Annotated in this window: 21 protein-coding genes; 9 read left to right on the top strand and 12 right to left on the bottom strand. The window is 68.8% G+C overall.

What is annotated here, in order from left to right:
- Positions 1–50 precede the first annotated feature (50 nt).
- The 3 genes from DMH01_RS01015 (at position 51) to smc (ending at position 4,804) form a co-directional block, all read left to right on the top strand.
- The gene (locus DMH01_RS01015) at positions 51–575 is read left to right on the top strand and encodes a hypothetical protein (RefSeq protein WP_233621368.1); all 525 of its coding nucleotides are present in this window, start codon (positions 51–53) and stop codon (positions 573–575) included.
- A 244-nt stretch (positions 576–819) separates the two neighbouring features.
- Positions 820–1,116, top strand: a complete 297-nt coding sequence (locus DMH01_RS01010) for an acylphosphatase (RefSeq protein WP_199745325.1) — start codon at positions 820–822, stop codon at positions 1,114–1,116.
- 88 nt (positions 1,117–1,204) lie between these two features.
- The gene (gene smc / locus DMH01_RS01005) at positions 1,205–4,804 is read left to right on the top strand and encodes a chromosome segregation protein SMC (protein ID WP_125673241.1); all 3,600 of its coding nucleotides are present in this window, start codon (positions 1,205–1,207) and stop codon (positions 4,802–4,804) included.
- Here smc and DMH01_RS01000 read toward each other — a convergent pair.
- The 3 genes from DMH01_RS01000 to DMH01_RS00990 form a co-directional block, all read right to left on the bottom strand.
- Entirely contained in the window at positions 4,801–5,331 is a 531-nt protein-coding gene (locus DMH01_RS01000; RefSeq protein WP_125673240.1) for a DUF3455 domain-containing protein, read from the bottom strand. The two genes, smc and DMH01_RS01000, sit on opposite strands and share 4 nt — an antisense overlap.
- A 90-nt stretch (positions 5,332–5,421) precedes the next feature.
- Positions 5,422–7,005, bottom strand: coding sequence for a sodium:solute symporter (locus DMH01_RS00995; protein ID WP_125673239.1), 1,584 nt, complete (start codon positions 7,003–7,005; stop codon positions 5,422–5,424).
- Positions 7,006–7,014: 9 nt separating this feature from the next.
- The gene (locus DMH01_RS00990) at positions 7,015–8,223 is read right to left on the bottom strand and encodes an anhydro-N-acetylmuramic acid kinase (protein WP_199745324.1); all 1,209 of its coding nucleotides are present in this window, start codon (positions 8,221–8,223) and stop codon (positions 7,015–7,017) included.
- 152 nt (positions 8,224–8,375) lie between these two features.
- Between DMH01_RS00990 and ftsY the strand changes: the two genes are divergently transcribed.
- Entirely contained in the window at positions 8,376–9,698 is a 1,323-nt protein-coding gene (gene ftsY, locus DMH01_RS00985) for a signal recognition particle-docking protein FtsY (RefSeq protein WP_125673238.1), read from the top strand.
- Here the strand turns inward: ftsY and DMH01_RS00980 are convergent.
- Entirely contained in the window at positions 9,695–10,276 is a 582-nt protein-coding gene (locus DMH01_RS00980) for a hypothetical protein (protein ID WP_125673237.1), read from the bottom strand. The two genes, ftsY and DMH01_RS00980, sit on opposite strands and share 4 nt — an antisense overlap.
- A 90-nt stretch (positions 10,277–10,366) precedes the next feature.
- A complete protein-coding gene (locus DMH01_RS00975; protein WP_125673236.1) occupies positions 10,367–11,857 on the bottom strand; it encodes an MFS transporter in 1,491 nt (496 codons plus the stop codon).
- A gap of 107 nt (positions 11,858–11,964) precedes the next feature.
- Here DMH01_RS00975 and DMH01_RS00970 point away from each other — a divergent pair, with 107 nt between their 5' ends.
- Positions 11,965–12,696: a TetR/AcrR family transcriptional regulator gene (locus tag DMH01_RS00970; RefSeq protein WP_125673235.1), complete on the top strand. Its 732-nt coding sequence runs from the start codon at positions 11,965–11,967 to the stop codon at positions 12,694–12,696.
- On the opposite strand, the gene DMH01_RS00965 is transcribed toward DMH01_RS00970, so the two are convergent.
- The gene (locus DMH01_RS00965) at positions 12,686–13,462 is read right to left on the bottom strand and encodes an IclR family transcriptional regulator (protein ID WP_125673234.1); all 777 of its coding nucleotides are present in this window, start codon (positions 13,460–13,462) and stop codon (positions 12,686–12,688) included. The genes DMH01_RS00970 and DMH01_RS00965 overlap by 11 nt on opposite strands.
- A gap of 122 nt (positions 13,463–13,584) precedes the next feature.
- Between DMH01_RS00965 and aceB the strand changes: the two genes are divergently transcribed.
- A complete protein-coding gene (gene aceB / locus DMH01_RS00960) occupies positions 13,585–15,162 on the top strand; it encodes a malate synthase A (RefSeq protein ID WP_125673233.1) in 1,578 nt (525 codons plus the stop codon).
- 4 nt (positions 15,163–15,166) lie between these two features.
- A complete protein-coding gene (locus DMH01_RS00955) occupies positions 15,167–16,363 on the top strand; it encodes an aldolase/citrate lyase family protein (RefSeq protein WP_125673232.1) in 1,197 nt (398 codons plus the stop codon).
- Positions 16,364–16,428: 65 nt separating this feature from the next.
- On the opposite strand, the gene DMH01_RS00950 is transcribed toward DMH01_RS00955, so the two are convergent.
- Positions 16,429–16,773, bottom strand: a complete 345-nt coding sequence (locus tag DMH01_RS00950; protein WP_125673231.1) for a hypothetical protein — start codon at positions 16,771–16,773, stop codon at positions 16,429–16,431.
- Positions 16,774–17,130: 357 nt separating this feature from the next.
- On the opposite strand from DMH01_RS00950, the gene DMH01_RS00945 reads away from it, so the two are divergent.
- Positions 17,131–17,376, top strand: a complete 246-nt coding sequence (locus DMH01_RS00945) for a hypothetical protein (protein ID WP_125673230.1) — start codon at positions 17,131–17,133, stop codon at positions 17,374–17,376.
- Here the strand turns inward: DMH01_RS00945 and DMH01_RS00940 are convergent.
- Complete coding sequence (locus DMH01_RS00940) at positions 17,352–18,110, bottom strand: ABC transporter ATP-binding protein (protein ID WP_125673229.1); 759 nt, start codon at positions 18,108–18,110, stop codon at positions 17,352–17,354. The two genes, DMH01_RS00945 and DMH01_RS00940, sit on opposite strands and share 25 nt — an antisense overlap.
- A 73-nt stretch (positions 18,111–18,183) precedes the next feature.
- Between DMH01_RS00940 and DMH01_RS00935 the strand changes: the two genes are divergently transcribed.
- Positions 18,184–18,813, top strand: coding sequence for a TetR/AcrR family transcriptional regulator (locus DMH01_RS00935; RefSeq protein WP_125673228.1), 630 nt, complete (start codon positions 18,184–18,186; stop codon positions 18,811–18,813).
- Positions 18,814–19,104: 291 nt separating this feature from the next.
- Here DMH01_RS00935 and DMH01_RS00930 read toward each other — a convergent pair whose 3' ends face one another.
- The 4 genes from DMH01_RS00930 to DMH01_RS00915 form a co-directional block, all read right to left on the bottom strand.
- Positions 19,105–20,364, bottom strand: coding sequence for an HNH endonuclease signature motif containing protein (locus DMH01_RS00930; RefSeq protein ID WP_125673227.1), 1,260 nt, complete (start codon positions 20,362–20,364; stop codon positions 19,105–19,107).
- Between the two features lie 430 nt (positions 20,365–20,794).
- The gene (locus tag DMH01_RS00925) at positions 20,795–21,274 is read right to left on the bottom strand and encodes a GNAT family N-acetyltransferase (RefSeq protein WP_125673226.1); all 480 of its coding nucleotides are present in this window, start codon (positions 21,272–21,274) and stop codon (positions 20,795–20,797) included.
- A gap of 9 nt (positions 21,275–21,283) precedes the next feature.
- The gene (locus DMH01_RS00920; protein WP_125673225.1) at positions 21,284–21,898 is read right to left on the bottom strand and encodes a DsbA family protein; all 615 of its coding nucleotides are present in this window, start codon (positions 21,896–21,898) and stop codon (positions 21,284–21,286) included.
- A 36-nt stretch (positions 21,899–21,934) separates the two neighbouring features.
- Positions 21,935–22,417: a MarR family winged helix-turn-helix transcriptional regulator gene (locus DMH01_RS00915; protein ID WP_125673224.1), complete on the bottom strand. Its 483-nt coding sequence runs from the start codon at positions 22,415–22,417 to the stop codon at positions 21,935–21,937.
- Between the last annotated feature and the right edge of the window lies 1 nt (position 22,418).

Genomic DNA, 22,418 nt, shown 5'->3' with positions numbered 1-22,418 from the left:
CGGTAGGCAAGGAGGCCTTCACGGACCTCAAGTCTTACTGGGCGCTGCTCATGGACGTGTCGGTGCCCGACGTGCTGGACTTGCCCGGAGTCGACTCGCTGGGGGCGCCGCCGGGGCTGGAGCTGCCGTTCGGCGTGCTCGTCGGGGGATCCGACGGGTCCGACGAGGAGGGCGTCGACGTGGTCGGGGGGGTTGTAGGAGTCGTCTTCGTGGTGGTGGGCTTGGTCGGCGTCGTAGGCGGCAAGACCGTGGTGCCCGGCCCAGGGCCGGGGTTCGGCGGAGGCGGGGTGACGACGCTCGTCGTCTCCTTGCCGTCCGCCCCCACCGAGGTCACCGTGGTCGGCGGCGCCGTCGAGCTGGAGGGCGCGCCCGGGGTCGGCGAGCCGCTGACGGTCATCGGGCCGCCGGGGACGGCGTTGCCCGGGACCAGCTGGACGCCGGCGGGGGCGATGCCCTGTCCGCCGCCGGGCACGCCGGTGCCGCCCGCGGTCGCGGAGACGCCGGGGCCCGCGAGTTCGGCGATCGCGGCGAAGGCCGTCGCCACCACGAGGCCGCTGACGCCGAGTACGGCGTAGCCTGCGCGGTTGAGCTTGCCGGTGGCGCCGCGCGGCGGTGCCACGGACACGCGTGCGCTCGGATCAGACCCGTCGGGACGGGGCATGTGCTGGCTCCTCGGATGGGGGACTTCGGGGAGTGCGGCTACCCGGGCGAGGTAGCCCAAAGTGGGGACCCGGCGCGGAGATTATCACCGCCGCTTCACCGTCTGCGAACTACAGCGCACGTCGTGTTCACCCTCCGCGTTCATCCGCATGGTGCACGATGGGGAACGTGAGTGAAGAAGTAACGCACATCAGGCTGACCGCGTGGGTGCACGGCCGGGTGCAGGGTGTCGGTTTCCGCTGGTGGACCCGCAGCAGGGCGCTTGAGCTGGGCTTGGTCGGCAGCGCGGCCAATCTGGCCGACGGGCGTGTCGAGGTGATAGCGGAGGGTGATCGTGAACACTGTGAGCGGCTTTTGGCCGCTTTGCGATCCGGGGAATCACCCGGAAGTGTGGATCACGTCGTCGAGCGGTGGTCGCCCGCGAAAGGCGGGCTGCGCGGGTTCGTGGAGCGCTGAGGCCCCGCGTCCCACGATCACCGTGAGCACACAGGTAGCCTGGGTCGATTGAAAGACCGGTTCCCGCAGCCAGAGGGGTCAGCACGACGTGCACCTGAAGAGCCTGACGCTCAAGGGCTTCAAGTCCTTCGCCTCGGCGACGACGTTGCGTTTCGAGCCGGGCATCACCTGCGTGGTCGGACCGAACGGGTCCGGCAAGTCGAACGTCCTCGACGCGCTCCGCTGGGTCATGGGCACCCAGGGCGCGAAGGACCTGCGCGGCGGCAAGATGGAGGACGTCATCTTCGCCGGGACCGCCGGCCGCGCCCCGCTCGGGCGCGCCGAGGTCACCCTGACCATCGACAACGCCGACGGCGCGCTGCCCATCGAGTACTCCGAGGTCTCGATCACCCGCCGGATGTTCCGTGACGGCGCGAGCGAGTACGAGATCAACGGCGACCGCTGCCGCCTGATGGACGTGCAGGAACTGCTGTCGGACTCCGGTATCGGCCGCGAGATGCACGTCATCGTCGGGCAGGGCCAGCTCTCGGCGATCCTCGAATCGAAGCCCGAGGAGCGCCGCGCCTTCATCGAAGAGGCCGCAGGCGTCCTCAAGCACCGCAAGCGCAAGGAACAGACCCTGCGCAAGCTCGCGAACATGCAGGGCAACCTCGACCGCCTCGGCGACCTCACCACCGAGCTCCGCCGCCAGCTCAAACCGCTGGGCAAGCAGGCCGAGATCGCCCGCAAGGCGCAGTGGGTGCAGTCCGAGCTGCGCGACGCCCGGCTCCGGCTGTTCGCCCACGACCTGGTCACCCAGCGCGAGGGCATCGCCAAGGAAGAAGCCGACGAGCGCGTCGCCCGTCAGCGGCGCGCCGAAGTCGAGCAGGCGCTGGAGATCGTCGCCGCCGAAGAGGCCGAGCTCGAAGCGTCGCTGGCCGAGGACGCCCCGAAGCTGGCCGCGGCACAGGAGACTTGGTACAAGCTTTCCGCCTTGACCGAGCGGTTGCGCGGCACCGTGCGGCTCGCGCTGGAGCGTCAGCGGCACCTCTCGTCCGACGTGCAGCAGGCGAGCACCGGCCGAGACCCCGACGAGCTGCTCGCCGAGGCCGAGCAGGTCGCCGAGCGGGAGCAGGAGCTCAACGAGGCCGTCGCCGAAGCCCGGATGGTGCTTTCAGAGACCGTCCAGCGGCGTGAGCAGCTCGAACACCTCGTCCAGGCCGCCGAGCGCGCGCATATGGCCGCCGTCCGCGCGATCGCCGACCGCCGGGAGGGGCTCGCGAAGCTCTCCGGTCAGGTCGAGGCGTTGCGCAGCAAGAACGGCGCCACCTCCGACGAGATCGACCGGCTCACCGTGTCGCTCGAAGAGGCCGCCGAGCGGGCGGAGATCGCCGTCGAGGAGCTCGAAGAGGCCAAGGCCGCAGGGGGCGTCGAGGAATCCGACGATTCCGACCTCCAGGCTCACCACGACCGCGCGGTGGAGGCCAACAACGCCGCCAAGGCGCGGGTCGAGGAGCTGGTCAAGGCCGAGCGGGCCGCCGAACGCGAGATCGCGTCGGAGAAGGCTCGCGTCGAGGCGCTGTCGATGGGCCTGCGGCGCAAGGACGGCGCCGGCGCGCTGCTCGGCGCGCAGCACGAACTGCCGGGCCTGCTCGGTTCGGTGGCCGCGCTGCTCACCGTCGAAGCCGGTCACGAGGTCGCGCTGGCCGCGGCGCTCGGCCCGGTCGCCGACGCGGTCGCGGTCAACGGCGGCGAAGACGCGCTCGCCGCGCTGAAGTTCTTGAAGGACAACGACTCCGGGCGCGCGGGTATTCTGCTCGGCGGGCTGGAATCCACTGTGGACACCAGCTCGTGGCCGTCGCTGCCCGAGGGCGCGCGCTGGGCGCGTGAAGTCGTCACCGCGCCGCCCGCGTTGCGATCCGCCGTCGAGCACGCGCTCGACCGGGTGGCCATTGTGGACGGTCTGGAGTCCGCGCGCCGTCTCGTCGAGGTGTATCCCGAAGTCAGCACGGTCACGCCCGAAGGCGACGTCTTCGGCGCGCGCTGGGCGGTCGGCGGGTCCGCCCGCAGCGAGAGCGTCATCGAGGTGCAGGCCGCGGTCGACGAGGCGAGCGATCGGCTGAGCGCCGCCGAGCGCGCGCTGGAACGCACCGCCGCGGAACTCGAAGGCGCCCGCGCCGGACAGGCCGCCCGGCGCGAAGAGGTCGGCAGGGCCAAGGAAGCGCTCGGGGACGCGAAGGTCCGCAAGGCGCGCTCGTCCGAGCGGCTGAACCGGATGCAGCAGGCCGCGCGTGCCGCGCAGGCCGAAATGGACCGGCTGAGCAACCAGCGCGCCAAGGTCGAGCAGAGCCGCGAAGAAGCGCTGCGGCAGCTCGCCGAACTCGAAGAGCGGCTGGCCGCCGTCGCCGACCAGGAAGTCGACGAGGATCCGGACACGGCCGAGCGTGACCAGGCCGCCGAAGACCTCGGCACGGTCCGCCAGGAGGAGATGGAGTCCCGGCTCGCGCTGCGCACCGCCGAGGAGCGCGCGCGGAGCATCCAGGGCAAGGCCGAATCGCTCCGCCGGGCCGCGCACGCCGAGCGGCAGGCCCGCGAACGCGCCGAAAAGTCCAGGGCCGCGCGGAAACGCGGCGCCGAGATCGCCAACGCGGTGGTCAACGGCGGCGAGATCGCGCTGGAGCGCATCGAGGTCTCCGTGCAGCGCGCCGCCCACGAGCGGGACGAGGCGCAGGCGCAGCGGCAGTCGCGGGAGACCGCGTTGACCCAGGTCCGCAGCAAGGTCCGCGAACTGACCGGCGAACTGGAGAAGCTCACCGACGCCGTCCACCGTGACGAGGTGCTGCGCGCCGAGCAGCGGCTGAGGCTGGAACAGCTCGAAACCAAGATCGCCGAAGACTTCGGCATCGGTCTAGAGGATCTCGTCGCCGAGTACGGCCCCGACGTCCCCGTGCCGCCGAGCGCGGGGGAGATGGCCGAGTACGAGGCCGCCAAGGAACGCGGCGAGGACGTCACCCCGCCGCCGCCGATGCCTTTCGACCGCGACACCCAGGCCCGCCGGGCGAAGCGCGCGGAGAAGGACCTGAGCCTGCTGGGCAAGGTCAACCCGCTGGCGCTGGAGGAGTTCGCGGCGCTGGAGGAGCGGTACAAGTTCCTCTCGACCCAGCTCGAAGACCTCAAGGACACCCGCAAGGACCTCGAAGCCGTCATCAAGCAGGTCGACGAAAAGATCCTCGAGGTCTTCGCGTCCGCGTACGAGGACGTCGCGCGCGAGTTCGAGACGGTGTTCAGCGTGCTGTTCCCGGGCGGTGAGGGGCGCATGGTGCTCACTCAGCCCAACGATCTGCTTTCCACCGGTGTCGACGTCGAAGCGCGCCCGCCGGGCAAGAAGGTCAAGCGGCTCTCGCTGCTCTCCGGTGGCGAGAAGTCGCTTGTCGCCGTCGGCATGCTGGTGGCGATCTTCCGCGCCCGGCCTTCGCCCTTCTACGTCATGGACGAGGTCGAGGCCGCGCTCGACGACACCAACATGCGACGGCTGATCGGGCTGCTGGAGCAGCTGCGGGACTCTTCGCAGCTGATCATCATCACCCACCAGAAGCCGACCATGGAGATCGCCGACGCCCTGTACGGCGTTTCGATGCAGGGCGACGGCATCACGAAGGTGATCTCGCAGCGGTTGCGGACCTCCGAAGAGGATCCGGTCCCCGCCTAGCTTCTACTTCGCGACCAGAAGGCGTAGTCGGCGGAGTACCGGACGGCCGTCTGCGCGCCGGCCGCGCAGGTGCCCGCCGGAGCGAGTCCGCCGCGGGTGTCGAGCCGCTGGACGTAGGTGACCTTGCCGAAGATCCCGTCACCGCTGTTCAGGTTCGCCTTCAGCAGCACTTCCGGTACCGCGTCCGGCCTGGGGCTGGAGGCACCGGGAACCGCCGCCGCCCCGACCGTGCTGCCGTCCACAGTGGACGTCCACACCGGACCCTTGCTGTGCAGGGCGATCGCCCGCCCGCGGTGGCCCAGTGTCGCGGCGGGCTGGATCAGCGCCCATGCCCCGTTGGCGCAGCCGTAGATCTGCACGCCTTCGCCCCGGTAGGTGGCTAGGTGCTTGTTGCCCTCCGGCACCTTGACGGTCTCCGGAACGGGGCGCTGCTTCCCGTTCGCGCCGGAATCGCTCGCGGCGTAGGCGGTGGCGCCACCGCCGAGCAGCAGGGCGCCGACCGCTATGGACACGGTTGCTCGCTTCATCGTCTCTCCCTCTCCTCGCCCGCCGTCGTCAGGCAGGTCCCGCAGCCGACACGGAGGAGAGGGAGAGACGGTTCAAAGTTGTGACTCAGGTCACACTTGCGAAGGTTCCTTCACGTCCGGCTCCGCCAGCGGGTCCACGCTCCCGTGCCGCAGCGACAGCAATCCGCCCACCACGAGGGTGATCACCACGCCGCACAGCGTGTACCAAGGCCAAGCCAGCGCCACCGTGTTCCCGGAGGCCTTGCTGAAGTCGACGCCGATCAGGCTGCCGTCCGGTTTGTTGAACTTGACGCCCAGGATGAGGAAGGCCATCACGACCACCGTCGACACGAACGCCACGATCGCGTCCGCCTGCCTCGCCCGCTTGATCAGCAGGCCCAGGAGGAACGCGCCGAGCAGCGCGCCGTAGGTGTAGCCGGTGATGCCGAGCGCCTGCACCACGATCGGATCGGCCGAGGTCTTGTTGGAGGAGGCGAAGAACCCCGCGCACAGGATCAGCGCGCCCGCCCAGACGATCGTCCAGATCCGGCCGTGCTTCAGCCGGTCGGCCTCCGGGAGTTCCCGGCCGATCACCCGTTCGTAGACGTCGGTCACCGTGGACGAGGCCAGCGCGCCGAGCGACGAACTCAGTGCGGCGGCGAGGATCCCGGCGATCACGAACCCGGACAGACCGCTCGGCAGGTCGTTCACGATGAAGTTCGCGAACAACTCGTCCTTGTTGGCCAGCCCCAAGCCTTCCGGCTTCGGCTTCGTCGGGGCGAGACCGTTGTACAGCGCCCACAGCAGCACACCGATGAACAGGAACAGCGCGAACTGCAGGAACACCACGAAACCGCTGGCCACCAAGGCCTTCCGCGCGGCGCGCAGATCGTTGGTGGCCTGGAGGCGCTGCACGATCAGCTGGTCCGAACCGTGCGAGGCCATCGAGAGCACCGCGCCACCGATCAGCGCGGTGAAGAACGCGTACTGGCCGGTGAGCATGTTCGAGGAGAAGTCGAAGATCTGGAACTTGTTGGCGTCGACGGCCTTGTCGAACCAGCCGTCGGGCAGCCTGCCGGAGATCGCCCAGATCACCACGACCGCGCCGAGGACGTACCAGAGCATCTGGATCGCGTCGACCCAGACGACCGCGCGGACCCCGCCGAAGAAGCTGTAGAGCACCATCGCGATGCCGAGACCGATCACGATGGTCCAGTACGAGACGTTCAGGCCGTAGGCCGCCATCACCACCTTGATCGGGATCGCGGTGGCGAACAGCCGGATGCCGTCGGCCAGGGTGCGGGTGAGCAGGAACGTCACCGACGCGGTGCCCTGCAACCCGCCGCCGAAGCGTTTGCCGAGGAAGGCGTAGGCGGTGACCAGGTTGCCCGCCACATAGCGCGGCAACAGCACCATCGACACCACGATCCGGCCGGCGATGTACCCGATCGCCAGTGCCAGGTACGTCATCCCGCCGTCGCCGGGGGTGGCGATGTAGGCCACTGTCGGCACGGAGAGCACAGTGAGGGTGGAGGTCTCCGCGGAGACCACCGAGAGGCAGGCCACCCACCAGGAGATCTTGCCTTCGCCGACGAAGTAGTCGGAGCCGGATTTCTGTTTGCCGCCGATCCAGACGCCCAGCAAGGGCATGCCGACCAGAAAAAGCCCGATGATCGCGAGGTCAAGTGCGCGCATCCGTATCTCCTATCGCTCGCCGGTCTTCGCCGCTACCCGTAACCGGGTCACGGTTGAGCTGTGCGGGGCGGGGAGCCGCAGGGGACCCGCGCCCGGGGTGATGCTGCCGAGCAGCCGGTCGCCGCGGGCGCCGGTCGCCGACGGGAGGTTCCCCGGGACGCCGGACCACGTCAGCCAGCCGAGCAGAATGGTCAGGTATGCCTCTTTGCCCGCGCGGGGCAGCCCGTGGTCGTCGCTGGTCTTCAGCGCCGTACCCGGCAGGTTCCTGGCGAGCGCGGCCATCAGCGCCGGGTTGTCGGCGCCGCCGCCGGAGACGATCACCGTGGCGATGGAGTGGCGACGGCATTCCGCGGCGATCGTCACCGCGGTCAGTTCGGTCAGCGTCGCCAGGAGGTCTTCCGCGCCGATCGGCGGGAGCCCGTCGAGCGCCGCGTCGAGATACGTGCCGTGGAACAGTTCCTTGCCGGTCGACTTCGGCGGCTCGGCCGCGTAGTACGGGTCGAGCAGGAGCTTCGCGAGCAGGTCGGGCCGCACGTTGCCGCGCAGGGCGAGCGCTCCGTCGATGTCGGCGCGAAGTCCGGTGACGCGGTGCGCGGCGATGTCCATCAGGGCGTTGCCGGGTCCGGTGTCGTAGGCCAGGACCGCGCCACTCGCGGGGACCACGGTGATGTTCGCGATCCCGCCGATGTTCAGCGCCGCGACCGGGCCGGAAGCGGCCATTTCCCGTAGCCACAACGCATCCAGCGTGCTGGCGAGCGGTGCGCCGTGCCCGCCGGCGGCGACGTCGCGGACGCGCAGGTCGGCCACCACCGGCAGACCGGTGCGTTCGGCGATCCACGCCGGGTTCCCCAGTTGCAGCGTGCCGCGCGCGGTGCCGTCTTCGACCCAGTGGAACACCGTCTGGCCCAGCGAGGCGACGACGTCCGCCTCACCGCCGGCCAGTTCCTCGACCCCACGCGCGGCCGCCTCGGCGAAGGCCTGGCCCACCAGGGTGTCGAGTTTCGTGAGCTGCTCGGCGTCGCAGGGATTCGGGGGCAGGGCGGCGAGCAAGGCCTCGCGGAGCGCTTCGGGATAAGGGACTTCGAGCTGGCCGAGCGGGGACAGCACCACGGTGTCCCCTTCGGCGCGCAGTTCGGCGGCCGCCACGTCGATCCCGTCGATCGACGTGCCGGAGATGAGCCCGATCACCCGGACCCCAGTGCCGGAAGAAACCGTCATTCGGAGTGGTCTAGCCGTCGTTCCGGATCTCGCGCAAGCCGGACCGTTTCTTCTTGTCCGAAATGAGTCCTATCCAGTGGATGCTTGACAAGATCGGCTTCCTTCCCGTGGGGTGTCTGAGCGCGACGGGGTGCGGATGCGAGGATGGCGCCGTGTCGAGTACCCCCTGGTTCTGGATCGTTGTCGTTGCCGTCGTGGTCCTGGTCGCCGTTCTGGTGGCCGGGCTGCTCATCGCGCGCCGCCGCCGGATCAGCCTGGACGAGTCCAAGGCTGCCGACGTCGTCGAGAAGCCAAAGGGCGGCGGTTATACCGCGACCGGCGGGATCGCTCTCGCCCCTGGCGGCGAGAAGACCGACGAGGCCGAGGAAGAACCGGAACACCCGGTCGAGGATCGCCCGGAGACCGACGGGCAGCCCGCCGTCGGGGATGACGCGGCGGTGCCGAGGGATTCCGCGCAGCGCACGGTGCGCGACGTCGAACTTCCCGAACCCGCCGAGGAAACGGCGCCCGCGCCCGCTCCGGCTCCCGCTGAGGAGATCGCCCCGGCCACGGGCCGCCTGGAGCGGCTGCGCGGCAGGCTGGGCAAGTCCCGGTCGGTGTTCGGGCAGAGCCTGCTCGGCCTGCTGGGCGCCGGTGACCTGGACGAGGATTCCTGGCAGGACGTCGAGGACACGCTGCTCATGGCGGACCTCGGTGCGGCCACGACCACCGAAATCGTGGAGCGCCTTCGTGACGAGCTGAAGCGCCGTGCGGTGCGGACCTCCGAAGACGCGCGCGCGGTGCTGCAGGAGGTGCTGACCGCCGCCCTGTCGACCGACGCGGTCCGGGCCGTCCGCGCGCTGCCGCACACCGTCGACGGGGTGAAGCAGCCCGCCGTGGTGCTGGTCGCCGGGGTCAACGGCACCGGCAAGACCACCACCACCGGCAAACTCGCCCGTGTCCTCGTCGCGCAGGGGAGCACCGTGGTGCTCGGCGCGGCCGACACCTTCCGCGCCGCCGCGGCGGACCAGCTCCAGACGTGGGCCGAGCGGGTCGGCGCGGAGGTCGTGCGCGGCAAGGAAGGCGCGGACCCGGCGGCGGTCGCCTTCGACGCCGTCAAACGCGGCACCGAGGCGGGCGTGGACACGGTCCTGATCGACACCGCCGGCCGTCTGCACACCAAGACCGGCCTGATGGACGAGCTGGGCAAGGTCAAACGAGTCGTCGAGAAGCAGGCGAAGGTCGACGAGGTGCTGCTGGTGCTCGACGCCACCACCGGGCAGAACGGGCTGATGCAGGCCCGCGTGTTCTCGGAGGTCATCGACGTCACCGGCATCGTGCTGACCAAACTGGACGGAACCGCGAAGGGCGGCATCGTCTTCCAGGTGCAGCGCGAACTCGGGGTGCCGGTCAAGCTGGTCGGCCTCGGGGAGGGGCCGGACGATCTGGCGCCGTTCGAGCCCGGCGCGTTCGTCGAGGCCCTGCTCGGCGGCTAGGCCGCGCGCATGCGGGGGACCAGCACTTCCACTATGTAGCGGGAGACGTGGAGGCGGTGGTCCAGGCAGAGTCCGTAGTTCCCCTCGGGGCCATCGCACATCAGGCATCCCGGGCGCCTGAAGCCGACCGCCGGGGGAGACCCGGCGGCTCGGATGAGCACCGGAGCCGGACGGATACAGGCTTTCGCGGTGCCGTTGCCGCCCAGCCACAGCAACTGTGACCCGACGGCGTGAAGGATCGGCTCCGGGCCGAGCCGGGGAGACAGTTCGTGGATCTTCGCCGTGATCTCGTAGCGGCCTCGTTTCAGCCGCACACGGGCGGTTTCCCCGAGCACCATGTCCAGTCTCAGGCTCTCGGTGAACCGGTCGACCCTCCGCAAAGTGAGGACGACCGGTGCCTTCGCACCCCGGCAGTACGGCAAGGTGTACTTCACGGTGATGTCGAGGTCGCTGGTCGCTTCGGCGCCTTGGACGCTGAGATCGTGCCGCTGTCTTTTCCTTCCGCCTGAGGGCACCGCTCGGTCGAGAGCCTTCTCCGCGAGCTTCTGCCCGATCCAGGTGATCATCGCGTCGACCATCTGAAATCCCCTCGCTCGGCTCACCTCGAGGTTACGGCGAAGGCCCCTCTCCCGGCTCAGCCGAAAGAGGGGCCTTCGCGGACTTCGCGGTCAGACGGAGACCGGAACTTCGGTCGAAACCGGCGCGGTCTTCTTGTCCCGCATCACCAGGAACGCGACCACCGCCGCGGCCAGCACGCCCACCGCGCTCACCAGGAACGTCGTCGACATCGCCGAGGTGAACGACTCGCGGGCCGCGCTGATGAGGCCGCCGTCGCCGGTCGCGAAGGCGTCACCGATCGAAAGCCGGGCCTGCGCAGGGGCGGACTCGGGCATGTTCGCCGTGAACAGGCCCGACACGACACTGCCCAGGATCGCGATGCCGAGTGCGGCGCCCAGCTGCTGGATGGTGTCGTTGAGCGCGGAGCCGACACCGGCCTGCTCCTCCGGGACCTCGCCCATCAGCGCAGCGATCGCCGCCGGCATCGCCAGCCCGCCGCCCGCGCCGAGCAGGAACAGCGCGATCGCGGGCAGCAGGAAGCCCTCGTTCGCCGACATCGTCGCGAGCAGGCCGAAGCCGCCCGCCATCACGGTCATCCCGACGGTGGCCAGGGCGCGGTTGCCGATCTTCTGGCCCAGTGTGGCGCCGAGGGTGTTGAACAGCAGCGACGCGACGGCCATCGGGATGAACGCGAGACCCGCCTCGGTCGGGGTGTAGCCGAGCACGAACTGCAGGTACTGCGTCAGGAGCAGCAGCAGACCGCCGTTGCCGATCTGCACGAGCGTGAGCGACAGGCTGCCGCCGCTGAAGTTGCGCTTGCGGAACAGCTTGAGCGGGACCATCGGCGACGGCGTGTGCCGTTCCCAGAACACGAAACCGGTCAGGCTCACCACCGCGATCGCCAGCGGGATCAGCGTTCCGGCCTCGGTGATGCCGTGCTTGGGCAGTTCGATGATCGTCCAGACCAGTGCGACCATGCCGGTCGCGGACAGGATCGCGCCGAGCGGGTCCGGCTTCTGCCACGGGCCCTTGGATTCCGGCATCAGGGTCAGCGCGGCGAGCACGGCGATGACGACGATCGGCACGTTGATCAGGAACACCGCGCCCCACCAGAACCACGCGATCAGCACGCCGCCCAGCACCGGGCCGCCGATCAGGCCGATCATCGCGACCGCGCTCCAGGCCGCCATCGCCTTGCGGCGCTCTTCGTCGTCGAAGACGGTGATCAGGATCGACAGCGTGCTCGGCATGATCAACGCGCCGCCGACGCCCATGACCGCGCGGGAAACGATCAGTTCGAGCGGATTCGCGGCGAACGCGGCGACGAGTGAGGCCACCCCGAACAGGACGAGCCCGATGAGCATCACCTTCCGGCGCCCGAACCGGTCGCCGAGACTTCCCGACGTGAGCAGCAGGCCGGCGAACACGAGGATGTAGGAATCCAGGATCCATTGCGTGTCCTGGGCGCTCGCGCCGAGATCTTCGGCCAGCGGCGGCACGGCGACCGTCAGCACCATGTTGTCGACGACCAGCACGAGCGTGCTCAGGCACAGCACGATCAGGATCCACCAGCGGCGTGGATCGCGGACGGGCTCGTTCATCGGGATACCCCCAGAAGTGTTTGCGTACGTTGTTCGGTGGATGCGCACACTGTACGCAGAACGAAACGGCGTACGCAAGGGGGTACTTCGTGCGCTAGGGTGGGGGCATGTCTATCGAGGAGCAGCCGATCCAGTCGGTGTGGACCCGTCCTCGCCGGAAGCGGGATCAACCCGCGTTGAGCCAGGCGCAGATCGTGGCCGAGGCCGTCCGGCTCCTGGACGTCGAAGGTGTCGACGCGCTGAGCATGCGGCGGCTGGGCACCGCGCTGAACGCGGGCGCGACCTCGCTCTACCGGCACGTGGCGAACCGCGACGAGCTGATCGAACTGGTCGTCGACGAGGTCTACGGCGAGATCACCGTGCCGGACGGCGACGGCCCGGCGGGGTGGCGTGAAGCGGCCGTCGTGGGAGCGGAAAGCGTCCGCGCGATGATCCTGCGGCACCCGTGGGTGGCTTCACTGCTCGGCTCGGTCGGCCTGTCGTACCTGGGGCCGAACGTCATGCGGCTCAACGAGCGGCTGCTGGGTGTCTTCGTGACCGCGGGCTTCCCCGGCGACGAGGCCGAGCAGGCGATCAGCGCGGTCATCTCCTACGTCATCGGCATGGGGACAACGGAGGCGGCTTGGCTCACGACGATCGCCAAAAGCGGCCAAAGCGAACGTGACTGGGCGGAGCGGCTGCGGCCCGCCGTCGAGGAGGCGGTGCAGGGGCATCCGCATCAGCGGGAAATGCTCGCCAGGGCCGTCGCCGAAACCGATCCGGTCCGGCTCCGTGACGAGAAGTTCCGCTACGGGCTGGACAGGATGCTCGACGGTTTGGAGGCCAGGCTCAAACGGTGACCCCGTCCTGCGAAAGGGTCGAACCGAGCGAGTTCGCGATCCGCTGGACGACGGGCGCGATCCGCTCGACGGCCTCCATCGTCAGCCGCCCCGAAGGCCCGGACACCGAGACGGCCGCCGGCACCGGCGCGCCCGGGACCGCGACGGCCACGCAGCGGACGCCCAGCTCCTGCTCCGCTTCGTCGAGCGCGTAACCCTGCTGGGCGATTTTCGCCAGCTCGCGCAGGAGCGCGTCCTGGTCGGTGAAGGTGTGCTCGGTGTAGGAGGGCATGCCTGTCCTGGCGAGCAGCGCCGTGACGTCGTCGGACGGCAGATGCGCCAGCATCGCCTTCCCCACGCCGGTGCCGTGCGGCAGGAGACGCCGTCCGACCTCGGTGAACATCCGCATCGAGTGCTTCGAGGGCACCTGGGCGACGTACACGACCTCGTCGCGCTCCAGGACGGCGAGGTTCGCGGTCTCGCCGACCTCGTCGACCAGTTCCGCGAGAAGCGGCCGCGCCCACGAGCCGAACTGCATGCTGGCGTTCTCGCCCAGCCGGATGAGGCGGGCGCCCAGCGCGTACCGGCGGTTGGTGTTCTGCCGGACGTAACCGAGGTCCACCAGCGTCCTGATCAGCCGATGGATGGTCGGCATCGGCAACCCGGACAGGGTCGCCAGCTCCGAAAGACTGGCCTCTCCGCCGGTGTCCGCGAGATGCTCGAGGAGCTCGAAGGCCCGCTGAAGGGACTGGACGCCGCCGTCGCGCCCGTTCTTCTCCGCTGCCACCGTGGTACTCCTTACGTCGGCGTTGATGTTCCGCTATGCAGAAACTATAGTCCGTCATGTAAAACCGTAGGGACGTTTTGCTTTGGGAATGTCACTGTTTATCCGAACTCGGGGTGTTGCTCATGTCTGAAGCTCAGGTGCTCGGCGATCCGGTCGAGCGCGGGGACGAAATCCTCACGCCGGAGGCGCTCGCCTTCCTCGCCGGCCTGCACGAGGCCTTCGCCGCCCGCCGCGACGAGCTGCTGCAGGCCAGGAGCAAGCGCCGCGAGGAGGCCAGGACCACCGGCAAACTCGACTTCCTGCCGGAGACCAAGGAGATCCGCGAGGGCGACTGGAAGGTCGCCGAGGCCCCGCCCGCGCTGCGCGACCGCCGCGTCGAGATCACCGGCCCCACCGACCGCAAGATGACCATCAACGCGCTGAACTCCGGCGCCAAGGTCTGGCTCGCCGACCTCGAGGACGCCAACACGCCGCACTGGGCGAACGTCGTCTCCGGCCAGGTCAACCTCTACGACGCGGTCCGCGAGACCATCACGCTGGAAAGCGGCGGCAAGAGCTACGCCCTGCGTGACGACGTCGAGCACGCGACCATCGTCGTCCGCCCGCGCGGCTGGCACCTCGACGAGCGCGGCCTGTCCTTCGGCGGGCGTCAGGCCGTCGGCGCGCTGGTCGACTTCGGCCTGCACTTCTTCCACAACGCGCAGGAACTGCTCAACCGCGGCAAGGGCCCGTACTTCTACCTGCCGAAGATGGAGAGCCACCTCGAAGCCCGGCTCTGGAACGACGTCTTCACCCACGCGGAGAAGACGCTCGGCATCGAGCACGGCACCGTCCGCGCGACCGTGCTGATCGAGACCATCCCGGCCGCGTTCGAGATGGAGGAGATCCTCTACGAACTGCGCGAGCACGCCTCCGGTCTCAACGCCGGCCGCTGGGACTACCTCTTCAGCGTCATCAAGTACTTCCGTGACGCGGGCGAGAAGTTCGTCCTGCCGGACCGCAACTCGGTGACCATGACCGCGCCGTTCATGCGCGCGTACACCGAACTGCTGGTGCGCACCTGCCACAAGCGCGGCGCGTTCGCGATCGGCGGCATGGCCGCGTTCATCCCGAACCGCAAGGACCCGGAAGTCACCGCCGCGGCGCTCGACAAGGTCCGGGCCGACAAGAGCCGTGAAGCGGGCGACGGCTTCGACGGCTCCTGGGTCGCGCACCCCGGCATGGTGGACATCTGCCGCGAGGAGTTCGACAAGGTCCTCGGCGACAAGCCGAACCAGCTCGACCGCACCCGCGACGAGGTGTCCGTCACCGCCGACCAGCTGCTCGACGCGGCTTCGACGCCGGGCAGCGCCACCGCGGCCGGGCTGCGCGCCGCCGTCGACGTCGGCATCCGCTACATCGCCTCGTGGCTGGGCGGGAACGGCGCGGCCGCCATCCACAACCTGATGGAGGACGCGGCCACCGCGGAGATCTCGCGTTCGCAGGTGTGGCAGTGGGTGCGCAACGGCACGCAGCTCGACACCGGCGACAAGGTCACCGAAGAATTGGTGCGCGGCGTGCTGGCCGAGGTCCGCGGTGAACTCGCCGCCGAGATCAAGCCGGAGCTGCTGGAGCCCGCCGTCGAGCTGTTCGAGCAGGTCGCGCTCGCCGACGAGTTCCCGGACTTCCTGACCCTGCCCGCCTACGAACGGATCAAGTAGACAAATGGGGAACGGGCGGCTCACCGAGGACGTCTATACCGCCGCTGACGCGCGCCTCGCCGAGGCCGACGCGCGCGTCACGGCCAAATATCCCGGTGAGCCGCCCGGCCGCCAGCCGGTGCACACCGTGTACGTGCCCGCGTCGCAGTACAAGACGCGGCTCGTGGCGGACTGGGGCAAGCAGGCGCTGCGGGTCTTCGGCGAGCACGCCGACCGGCTGGGCTTGGCCGCGGACATCGCCGACCGGGTCCGGACCAAACTGCTGACCGAGCCGATCGAGGATCTGCGGATCGACTTCGAGGACGGTCTCGGCAGGCCGGGCGACGACGAAGAGGACGCCATCGCGCTCGCCGCCGGGCGGACCCTCGCCGTCACGGGCGGCACACCGTTCGTCGGCATCCGGTTCAAGAGCTTCGAGCAGGCGACCCGCCGCCGCGGCATCCGCACCCTCGACCTCTTCCTGGCCGGTTTGCTGGAAAGCGGTCCGCTGCCGGAAGGTTTCGTCGTCACGCTGCCGAAGGTGACCGCTGTCGAGCAGGTCGAAGTGGCGGCGGACGTCTTGGAGCGCCTCGAATCCGCCTACGGCCTGCCCGAGGGCGCGCTGCGGTTCGAAGTCCAGATCGAGACCGCCCAGTCCATTGTGGACATCGATGGGACGGTGGCGGTCCCGCGGATCATCGAAGCCGCGCGCGGCCGCTGTTCGGGTCTGCACTACGGAACCTACGACTACAGCGCCGGGCTCGGGATCAGCGCCGAGTACCAGAGCATGGAACATCCGGCCGCCGACTTCGCCAAGCAGCTCATGCAGGTTTCGGCCGCGGGCACCGGCGTCCGGCTCTCCGACGGCTCGACGAACAAGCTGCCCGTCGGCGACGCGATCCTCCCGGCCTGGCGCGAACATCTGCGGCTGGTGCGGCGATCCCTCGAACGCGGCTTCTATCAGGGCTGGGATCTGCACCCGCATCAGTTGCCGACCCGGTTCGCCGCCACGTACGCGTTCTTCCGCGAAGGTTTCCCGGCCGCGCTGGGCCGCTTGCGGGACTACGCGGACCGGACCGGGCGCGGGGTGCTGGACGAACCGGCGACCGCTCAGGCCTTGGCGAACTTCTTGGTGCGCGGCCTGGATTGCGGAGCCGTGGACGTGGGGGAGCTTTCGTTCTCCCGGGCCGAGTTGGACGGCTACGCGCGACGGACTTCGTGAGCAGCGGCTGAGTGAGCGCCTTTCGTGGCAGGCGCTCACTCAGCCGCTGCTCCGCCCTTCCCGCCTCAGTCCGTCGGCAGCGGGCCGGATTTTCCCCGGTGGTGCACGGACCTCGCGACGAGCGCCAGCATGGCGAGCTGGCCTGCGATCGTCCCGGCCGTCACTCCCGCCGGGAAGGTGGCCGGAACCACCTGCAGCGTCAGTGCCGGGCCGAGAACGGCTCCGAGTACCACCAGCGTGTCGAGGATCGTGGTGAGCAGCCGGTGTGTCTGGCTCGCGGGCACCGCCGCTTCCGCCGTCAACTCCGACGTCTCGATCCTGACGCGGGCGAGCTGGGTCGGTGTTTCGTCCCAGCTCGATACTGCTTCCACGGGCGCGGTCTCACCCGGGCCCTCGATTTCGGCAGCCATGCGCATGCCCTTCCGACCCAGTCAGGCGAGCCGGGGTTGGCGCGTCAAGCTGGGGACCACTTTTGCCCGGAGGCGATTCCCCAGCTGCCTCCGTTTCCCCCTCGCATCTGCGGCTCGCGAGCTTCCCTCCAGCTCGCACGCCGCAGATCCTCCTACCAGGCCGACGAAGTGAGTGGTCGCACTTGCCGTCCGTCGCATGGGACGGATGCCGGTCCGGCTCGGCCCCGGAGGGCCGAGACCCACTGTAGGGCCGCCGTGAGGGAAGTCGCAACCCATCTCACACATTTTTGGTGTGGAAAATGTGGTTTTATGCCACCATGGGCAGGCGGCCCTCCGGCCGCAGAGAAGGGAGCGGGTATGCCATCGGTCGAGGAGACCGCGACCGGCCGCCCCGCGGTGGTCGATCGCGTCAACGTCGCGCTGATCGCCGAGGCGGTCGACGCGCTGGGCAAACTGCAGGAGCGCACCGGGTTGAAGAAGGTCGACCTGGTCAACCGCGCGCTGCTGATCTACGAATTCGTCGACGCGGAACTCCGCGACGGCAAACAGGTCGTGCTGCGGGATCCGGACGGACAGGATCAGCTGGTCAAGATCTTCCTTTGATCGCCGTGATAGGTCGCGAGAACCTCGTCGAGTGAGCCGCGTGCGCGGATACGGCCCTCGTCCATCCAAAGGGCTGTGGAGCACAGTTCCCGTAGCAGTTCGTCGGAGTGTGAGGCGAACACCAGCACGCCGGAGCGGCGGGCGAGGTCGACCAGGCGTTCGCGGGCCTTGGTGAGGAACGCGGCGTCGATCGCGCCGAGTCCCTCGTCGAGGATGAGGATCTCCGGGTCGATGGTGGTCACCACGCCGAGCGCGAGCCGCACCCGCATGCCGGCCGAGTAGGTGCGCAAGGGCAGGTGCAGGTAGTCGCCGAGTTCGGTGAACTCGGCGATGTCGTCGATCCGTTTGGTCATCTGCTTGCGGCTCATGCCGAGGAACAGGCCTCGGATCAGGATGTTCTCGTGGCCGGAGACCTCGGGATCCAGCCCCACGCCGAGGTCGAACACCGGCGCGATCCGTCCGACGACCCGAGCGCTGCCCCTGGTCGGCTCGTAGATGCCGGACAGCAACCGCAGGAGCGTGGACTTCCCGGCGCCGTTGTGCCCGACCAGGCCGACGCGGTCGCCTTCGCTCAGGGAGAGGGAGATGTCCCTCAACGCCTCGATGATCGGGACCTTCGCGTCGGTGCCGATCTTGCCGCCGACCTTGCCGAGCACCTGTTTCTTCAGTGACCGGGTCTTGGCGTCGAAGATCGGGAAATCGACGTAGGCGTCTCGCACCTCGATGCTCACCACGGCCGGCCTCCTCGCTGTCGCTGAATGCGAACGAAAGTTATCATTCGCATCCTGGTGCGGTAACGTGCGGCCGGTGAGCCAATCCGTCGAACAGGGCTTCCGGCCGCCGCAGCAGGCCCGCAGCCGGGAGTCGTTGCAGAAGGTGCTGGCCGCGGCCGAACACGTTCTGGCGAGCCAGGGCTTCGAGGAGTTCACCGTCGCGGCGGTCGCCGAGCGGGCGGGAATGTCGGTGGGCACGATCTATCGCCGGTTCGACGGCAAGAACCAGCTGCTGTACGCCGTGAAAGACCAGCTGCTCGGACAGCTGGAGGCCGGCGTCAACGAAGCGCTTCGCTCCGCGGAGCCCGGATTGAGCGGTGTGGTCGGCGCATTCACCCAGGCTTTGGCGGGGACCTTCGCCCGTCACGACCGGATCTTCTCCGAACTGCTCGACAGCCAGCGCGCCGAAGGGCGCGATCGCGGACTCCGTGCGCTGGACACGATTCAGCGCGATTTCGTGGAGGCCGCCCGGCCTTGCTTCGGCGAGATCCGGCGGGCGGACGAGGAACGGGCGATCCGGATGGCGAGCCGGACCATCATCGGATCCTGCGTGCATCGGGCCGCGAGTGGTCGGTACTGGTCCGACGGTCTCGGCTGGGATGTTTGGGCGAGTGAGACGACCGAGATGGTGTTGGGGTATCTGGGTTCGGCTCCTCGCGATTGAGCATTTGGGGAGTCCGGGCTCTGTTCTGGTGGATGAAGCTACTCATCGGCGGCAGAACCTGATGGCTCAGGGTTATGAACACGTGTATGTCAGAGCGCGTATTTCGCGGGCGAGTTCCTCCGGTGAGCCGGAAATCATCTTGAGTGATCCGTTGTTCTCGGATTCCTGGCGAGCCAGTGGAGTGTTGCGGCCGGCTTGCGCGCACATCGCGGCAGGAGTCCTTCGCGGAGCATCGGGGCGTGGGCATGGCGAGGGGCCCGTCGCCGGTGTGGCTGGCGGGCTCCTCGGGGTTCAGTGGTGGTGGAGGGTGTTGCGTCTGGGTTGTCGGAGAGGGTCTCGGTATTGGGGTGGGATGAATTCCGGTAGCCCGTCGGCGGCCATGCGTACTTCCCAGTCACCGTGGTGGATCAGGCGGTGATGGAAACCGCACAGCAGCACCAGATTTCGGAGGTCGGTGGGTCCGCCGTCTGCCCAGTGGTGAATGTGGTGGGCGTGGCAGTTCTTGGGTTTGCGGTGGCAGCCGGGGAAGGCGCAGCCGCCGTCGCCGTCGCGGAGGTTTAGTGCCCGGCGTTGGCCGGGGGTGACGAACCGTCGCAGTCGTCCCACGTCGAGGGGCTCTCCGGCGGCGCTCATCACGACCGGCAGCATGAGGCAGTCGCAGGCGGCCAGCCGTGCTTCCCGGGCGGTCATCGTCCCGATAAAGTCCAGGCACGCGGTCCCGAGGCCGGATTTGAGTTCGTCGAGGCCGATGGTGACATGCAGCAAGGTGCGGTAGCCGCTGGTGCCCGGCTGGTCCGGGCAGGCGATGGCGAGGTCGAGGATGTCGACCCACGCGTCACCCAGGCGTTCGCGCTTCATCCGCAGATCGGCTTGGCCGAACTCATCGACCGGCCGCGGCTGGGCGTAGGCCTCCAGGGCGGCGGCGGTACGGGCTCCGGTCTCGTCATCGAGCAGACCGGTCAGCTTCCAGAAGCCGTCTTTGCGGCGTTCCAGGGTGATTTCCCGGCGCGGCTCGGCAGGTTCAGGGTCTTTGGGCTCGTTGCCGTCGGGGTCGAGCAAGGCGAGGAGGTTCGCTTCAGCCTCCGCGAGCTGCCGGGGACCGGCATCGCGAGCGAGGACGGCGAGAGTCTTCTCGGCATAGGCGCGATCCTCGGCGGAGGTGTCGGCCGGGAGCTTCTTCAAGATCTCCAGGATCTGGTCGATCCGCTCATCTCCGACCATGCCTTCGGCGGCGACAGCGGCGGTGGCGGGCAGCGCTGCGGGAACTTCGGTGCCATCCAAGGCGCGGGTCGGGTTCAACGCGATCGCCCGCTTCACCACCGGACCAGCTTCACCACGCGACAACCCCGCCACATCCGCAAACCACGCAGCCGTAGACCCATACCCATACAAGTCCTTGACGCCACGAGACTCGATCTCCGCCAGGAATTTCCCCAAACCGGCGGTCGCCATCCGAATCACCTGCAAGGACTGCTGCACACCATGCGCAAGCTCCAGCTTGCCGGCACGCCACAACTCCTGCGGCAACTCGGGAAGGAAGGTCTCGGACACGCCTCAAGAATACCCGAACAAATCGAACAAATGTTCGTAATTTTAAGTCACCATGAACGGGCGCATTTACCACTGAAGGGTGATTCGCTCGTGGTGACGTGAACACGCTTAGGTGTACTTGCCGCTTAAGGGTGACATTGCCGGCAAAGCGTCCGAACCCAGACGCAATTACTCACGATCCCCTCCGGATCGCTGACCCCGATTGTCGACCTCCCCATCGCCAACCCACCCGCGCCGCTCGTAAAGCCGCCTAAGCGCGTGAATGCCCGCCCGCGCTCACCAGTCGTTCGGCCTCCGAGAGCAGTACGCCTGAAGGGTGATCTGCTCGTTGTGGCGTGAACACGCTTAGGCGTACTTGCCGCTAAAGGGCGACGTTGCTGGGCAAAGCGCCCGAACTCAGACGCACTTAGTCGACTAATTGCGAAGAGGGTCAAGCAACCGTCTTCACATAGCGCCGACAAGGCACGGAAACCATCCCCTCCGGACCGGTGACCCGATTGTCGAACTCGCCCTCGTCGACCCACCCGCACCGCTCGTAAAACCGCCGCGCCCGCGCGTTCCCCGGTGCCACCGCGAGCCAGGCGCGTGAATGCCCGCCTGTGCTCACCAGCCGTTCGGCCTCCGAGAGCAGTACGCCGGCCACTCCGCTCCCGCGGTGATCCGAAGAAACGTAGACCTGTTCGACCTCGTCGCCGACGACCATCACGAAACCCGCCACCTCACCGTCCAGCACGGCGACGGTCGTGTCGCCGACGCGTTCCGCGGCCCGTTCCCAGAACGACTCACGGGTGCGGATGCGGACGAGCGAGTCGGGCACGTTGCCGAGATGGCCGTCCTGCCAGCCGCGGTACCAGATCTTCGCGACGGCGTCGGCGTCCGCGGGTATCGCCGGTCGAAGTGTCGAAGGCATGCTCGCAGTTTAGGAAACCAGCGCGCCGATCCGCCGCTCCACTTCCTCCGCGCTCGCGTTTCCGGAGACCAGCGTGACGACCCGTTCCCCCTCCTCCGCGGGCAAGGCGGCGAGCAGCGTCGGGTATCCGGTGACGCCCAATTCCCGTGCCCGCCGGAAATCGTCCGCGGCGGAAACCCGGTCCAGCGCGGCCTCGACGGCGTCCCCGTCCAGGCCTGCCCGCTGCGCGACCACGCGATAGGTCGAGACCTCGGACAGGCTCAGCCCGTCGAGGTAGAAAGCCTCCTGCAGCAGTGCCGCGAGGCGTACCGCGCGGTCCGGCCCGACCTCGCGCAACGCCGCCATCCCGCAGGCGGCGGCCTCGGAGTCCATGACGAACTCCCCGTCCGCGATGAGCCGTTCGTAGCTTTCCCCGAACGGCGCGCCGGTCCGGCGGGTGATCTCGGCGTTGGCTCCCTGGACGTAGCCGAACTGCCGGATCGGGACGCGGCGCCCACCGAGGAACAGGCCGCCGGACACCACTTCGACCGGCAGGTCCGGATGCCGGTGCGCGACGTCGGCCATGGTGCGGGCGAACCCGTACGACCAGCCGCAGTACGCGTCGAAGACATAGATGAGCTTCATGACGGGACTCAACGATGTCTGACTGGTCAGATATTCCTAGCGGAGTTTGGGGAGTGCGTCACGCGCCGAGTGGCTCAGCGTCCGGAGGTCCTGCGCGAACCGGTCACGGTGGTCGGCGGGCAGCGGATCGAGGAACAGCCGCTGGATGTTCTCGACGTGCACCCGCGCGGCCCGCACGGTCGTCTCCTCGCCTTGCGCGGTCAGTCGTACGAGTTGCACGCGACGGTCCTGGGCGTCGGACGAGCGGACGACGAGGCCGAGCGTGGTCATCCGATCGACCAGCCTGGTCGCGCCGCCGGTGGTCAGCACCTGCTCCTGCGCGATCGCGCGCATGCTCATCCCGGCTTCACCCGACCTGCCGACGATGAGCAGGACCTCGAACATCAGGTGCGAGATCCCGCATTCGGCCTCCAGCGCGCGGCCGAGCAGGTATTCGAGGCGGTTCGCGGCGCCCATCATCCGGCCGAAGGCGACCACGCGCGGGTCGTAGGCGGCTTCTTTCGCCGTGGTGATGCCCATT

This window comes from Amycolatopsis sp. WAC 04182 (assembly GCF_003947465.1).
GTDB lineage: Bacteria > Actinomycetota > Actinomycetes > Mycobacteriales > Pseudonocardiaceae > Amycolatopsis.
This window is presented reverse-complemented; position numbering and strand designations above follow the sequence as displayed.

Bases quoted from the DNA above. Each gene is read 5' to 3' on its own strand.
- DMH01_RS01010 (WP_199745325.1), top strand. From the start codon at position 820: ATGGGGAACGTGAGTGAAGAAGTAACGCACATCAGGCTGACCGCGTGG.
- aceB (WP_125673233.1), top strand. From the start codon at position 13,585: ATGTCTGAAGCTCAGGTGCTCGGCGATCCGGTCGAGCGCGGGGACGAA.
- DMH01_RS00980 (WP_125673237.1), bottom strand. From the start codon at position 10,276: ATGGTCGACGCGATGATCACCTGGATCGGGCAGAAGCTCGCGGAGAAG.
- DMH01_RS00915 (WP_125673224.1), bottom strand. From the start codon at position 22,417: ATGGGCATCACCACGGCGAAAGAAGCCGCCTACGACCCGCGCGTGGTC.
- DMH01_RS00995 (WP_125673239.1), bottom strand. From the start codon at position 7,005: ATGCGCGCACTTGACCTCGCGATCATCGGGCTTTTTCTGGTCGGCATG.
- DMH01_RS01000 (WP_125673240.1), bottom strand. From the start codon at position 5,331: ATGAAGCGAGCAACCGTGTCCATAGCGGTCGGCGCCCTGCTGCTCGGC.
- DMH01_RS00990 (WP_199745324.1), bottom strand. From the start codon at position 8,223: ATGACGGTTTCTTCCGGCACTGGGGTCCGGGTGATCGGGCTCATCTCC.
- DMH01_RS00955 (WP_125673232.1), top strand. From the start codon at position 15,167: ATGGGGAACGGGCGGCTCACCGAGGACGTCTATACCGCCGCTGACGCG.
- DMH01_RS01015 (WP_233621368.1), top strand. From the start codon at position 51: ATGGACGTGTCGGTGCCCGACGTGCTGGACTTGCCCGGAGTCGACTCG.
- DMH01_RS00970 (WP_125673235.1), top strand. From the start codon at position 11,965: ATGTCTATCGAGGAGCAGCCGATCCAGTCGGTGTGGACCCGTCCTCGC.
- DMH01_RS00920 (WP_125673225.1), bottom strand. From the start codon at position 21,898: ATGAAGCTCATCTATGTCTTCGACGCGTACTGCGGCTGGTCGTACGGG.
- DMH01_RS00975 (WP_125673236.1), bottom strand. From the start codon at position 11,857: ATGAACGAGCCCGTCCGCGATCCACGCCGCTGGTGGATCCTGATCGTG.
- DMH01_RS00925 (WP_125673226.1), bottom strand. From the start codon at position 21,274: ATGCCTTCGACACTTCGACCGGCGATACCCGCGGACGCCGACGCCGTC.
- DMH01_RS00945 (WP_125673230.1), top strand. From the start codon at position 17,131: ATGCCATCGGTCGAGGAGACCGCGACCGGCCGCCCCGCGGTGGTCGAT.
- DMH01_RS00950 (WP_125673231.1), bottom strand. From the start codon at position 16,773: ATGGCTGCCGAAATCGAGGGCCCGGGTGAGACCGCGCCCGTGGAAGCA.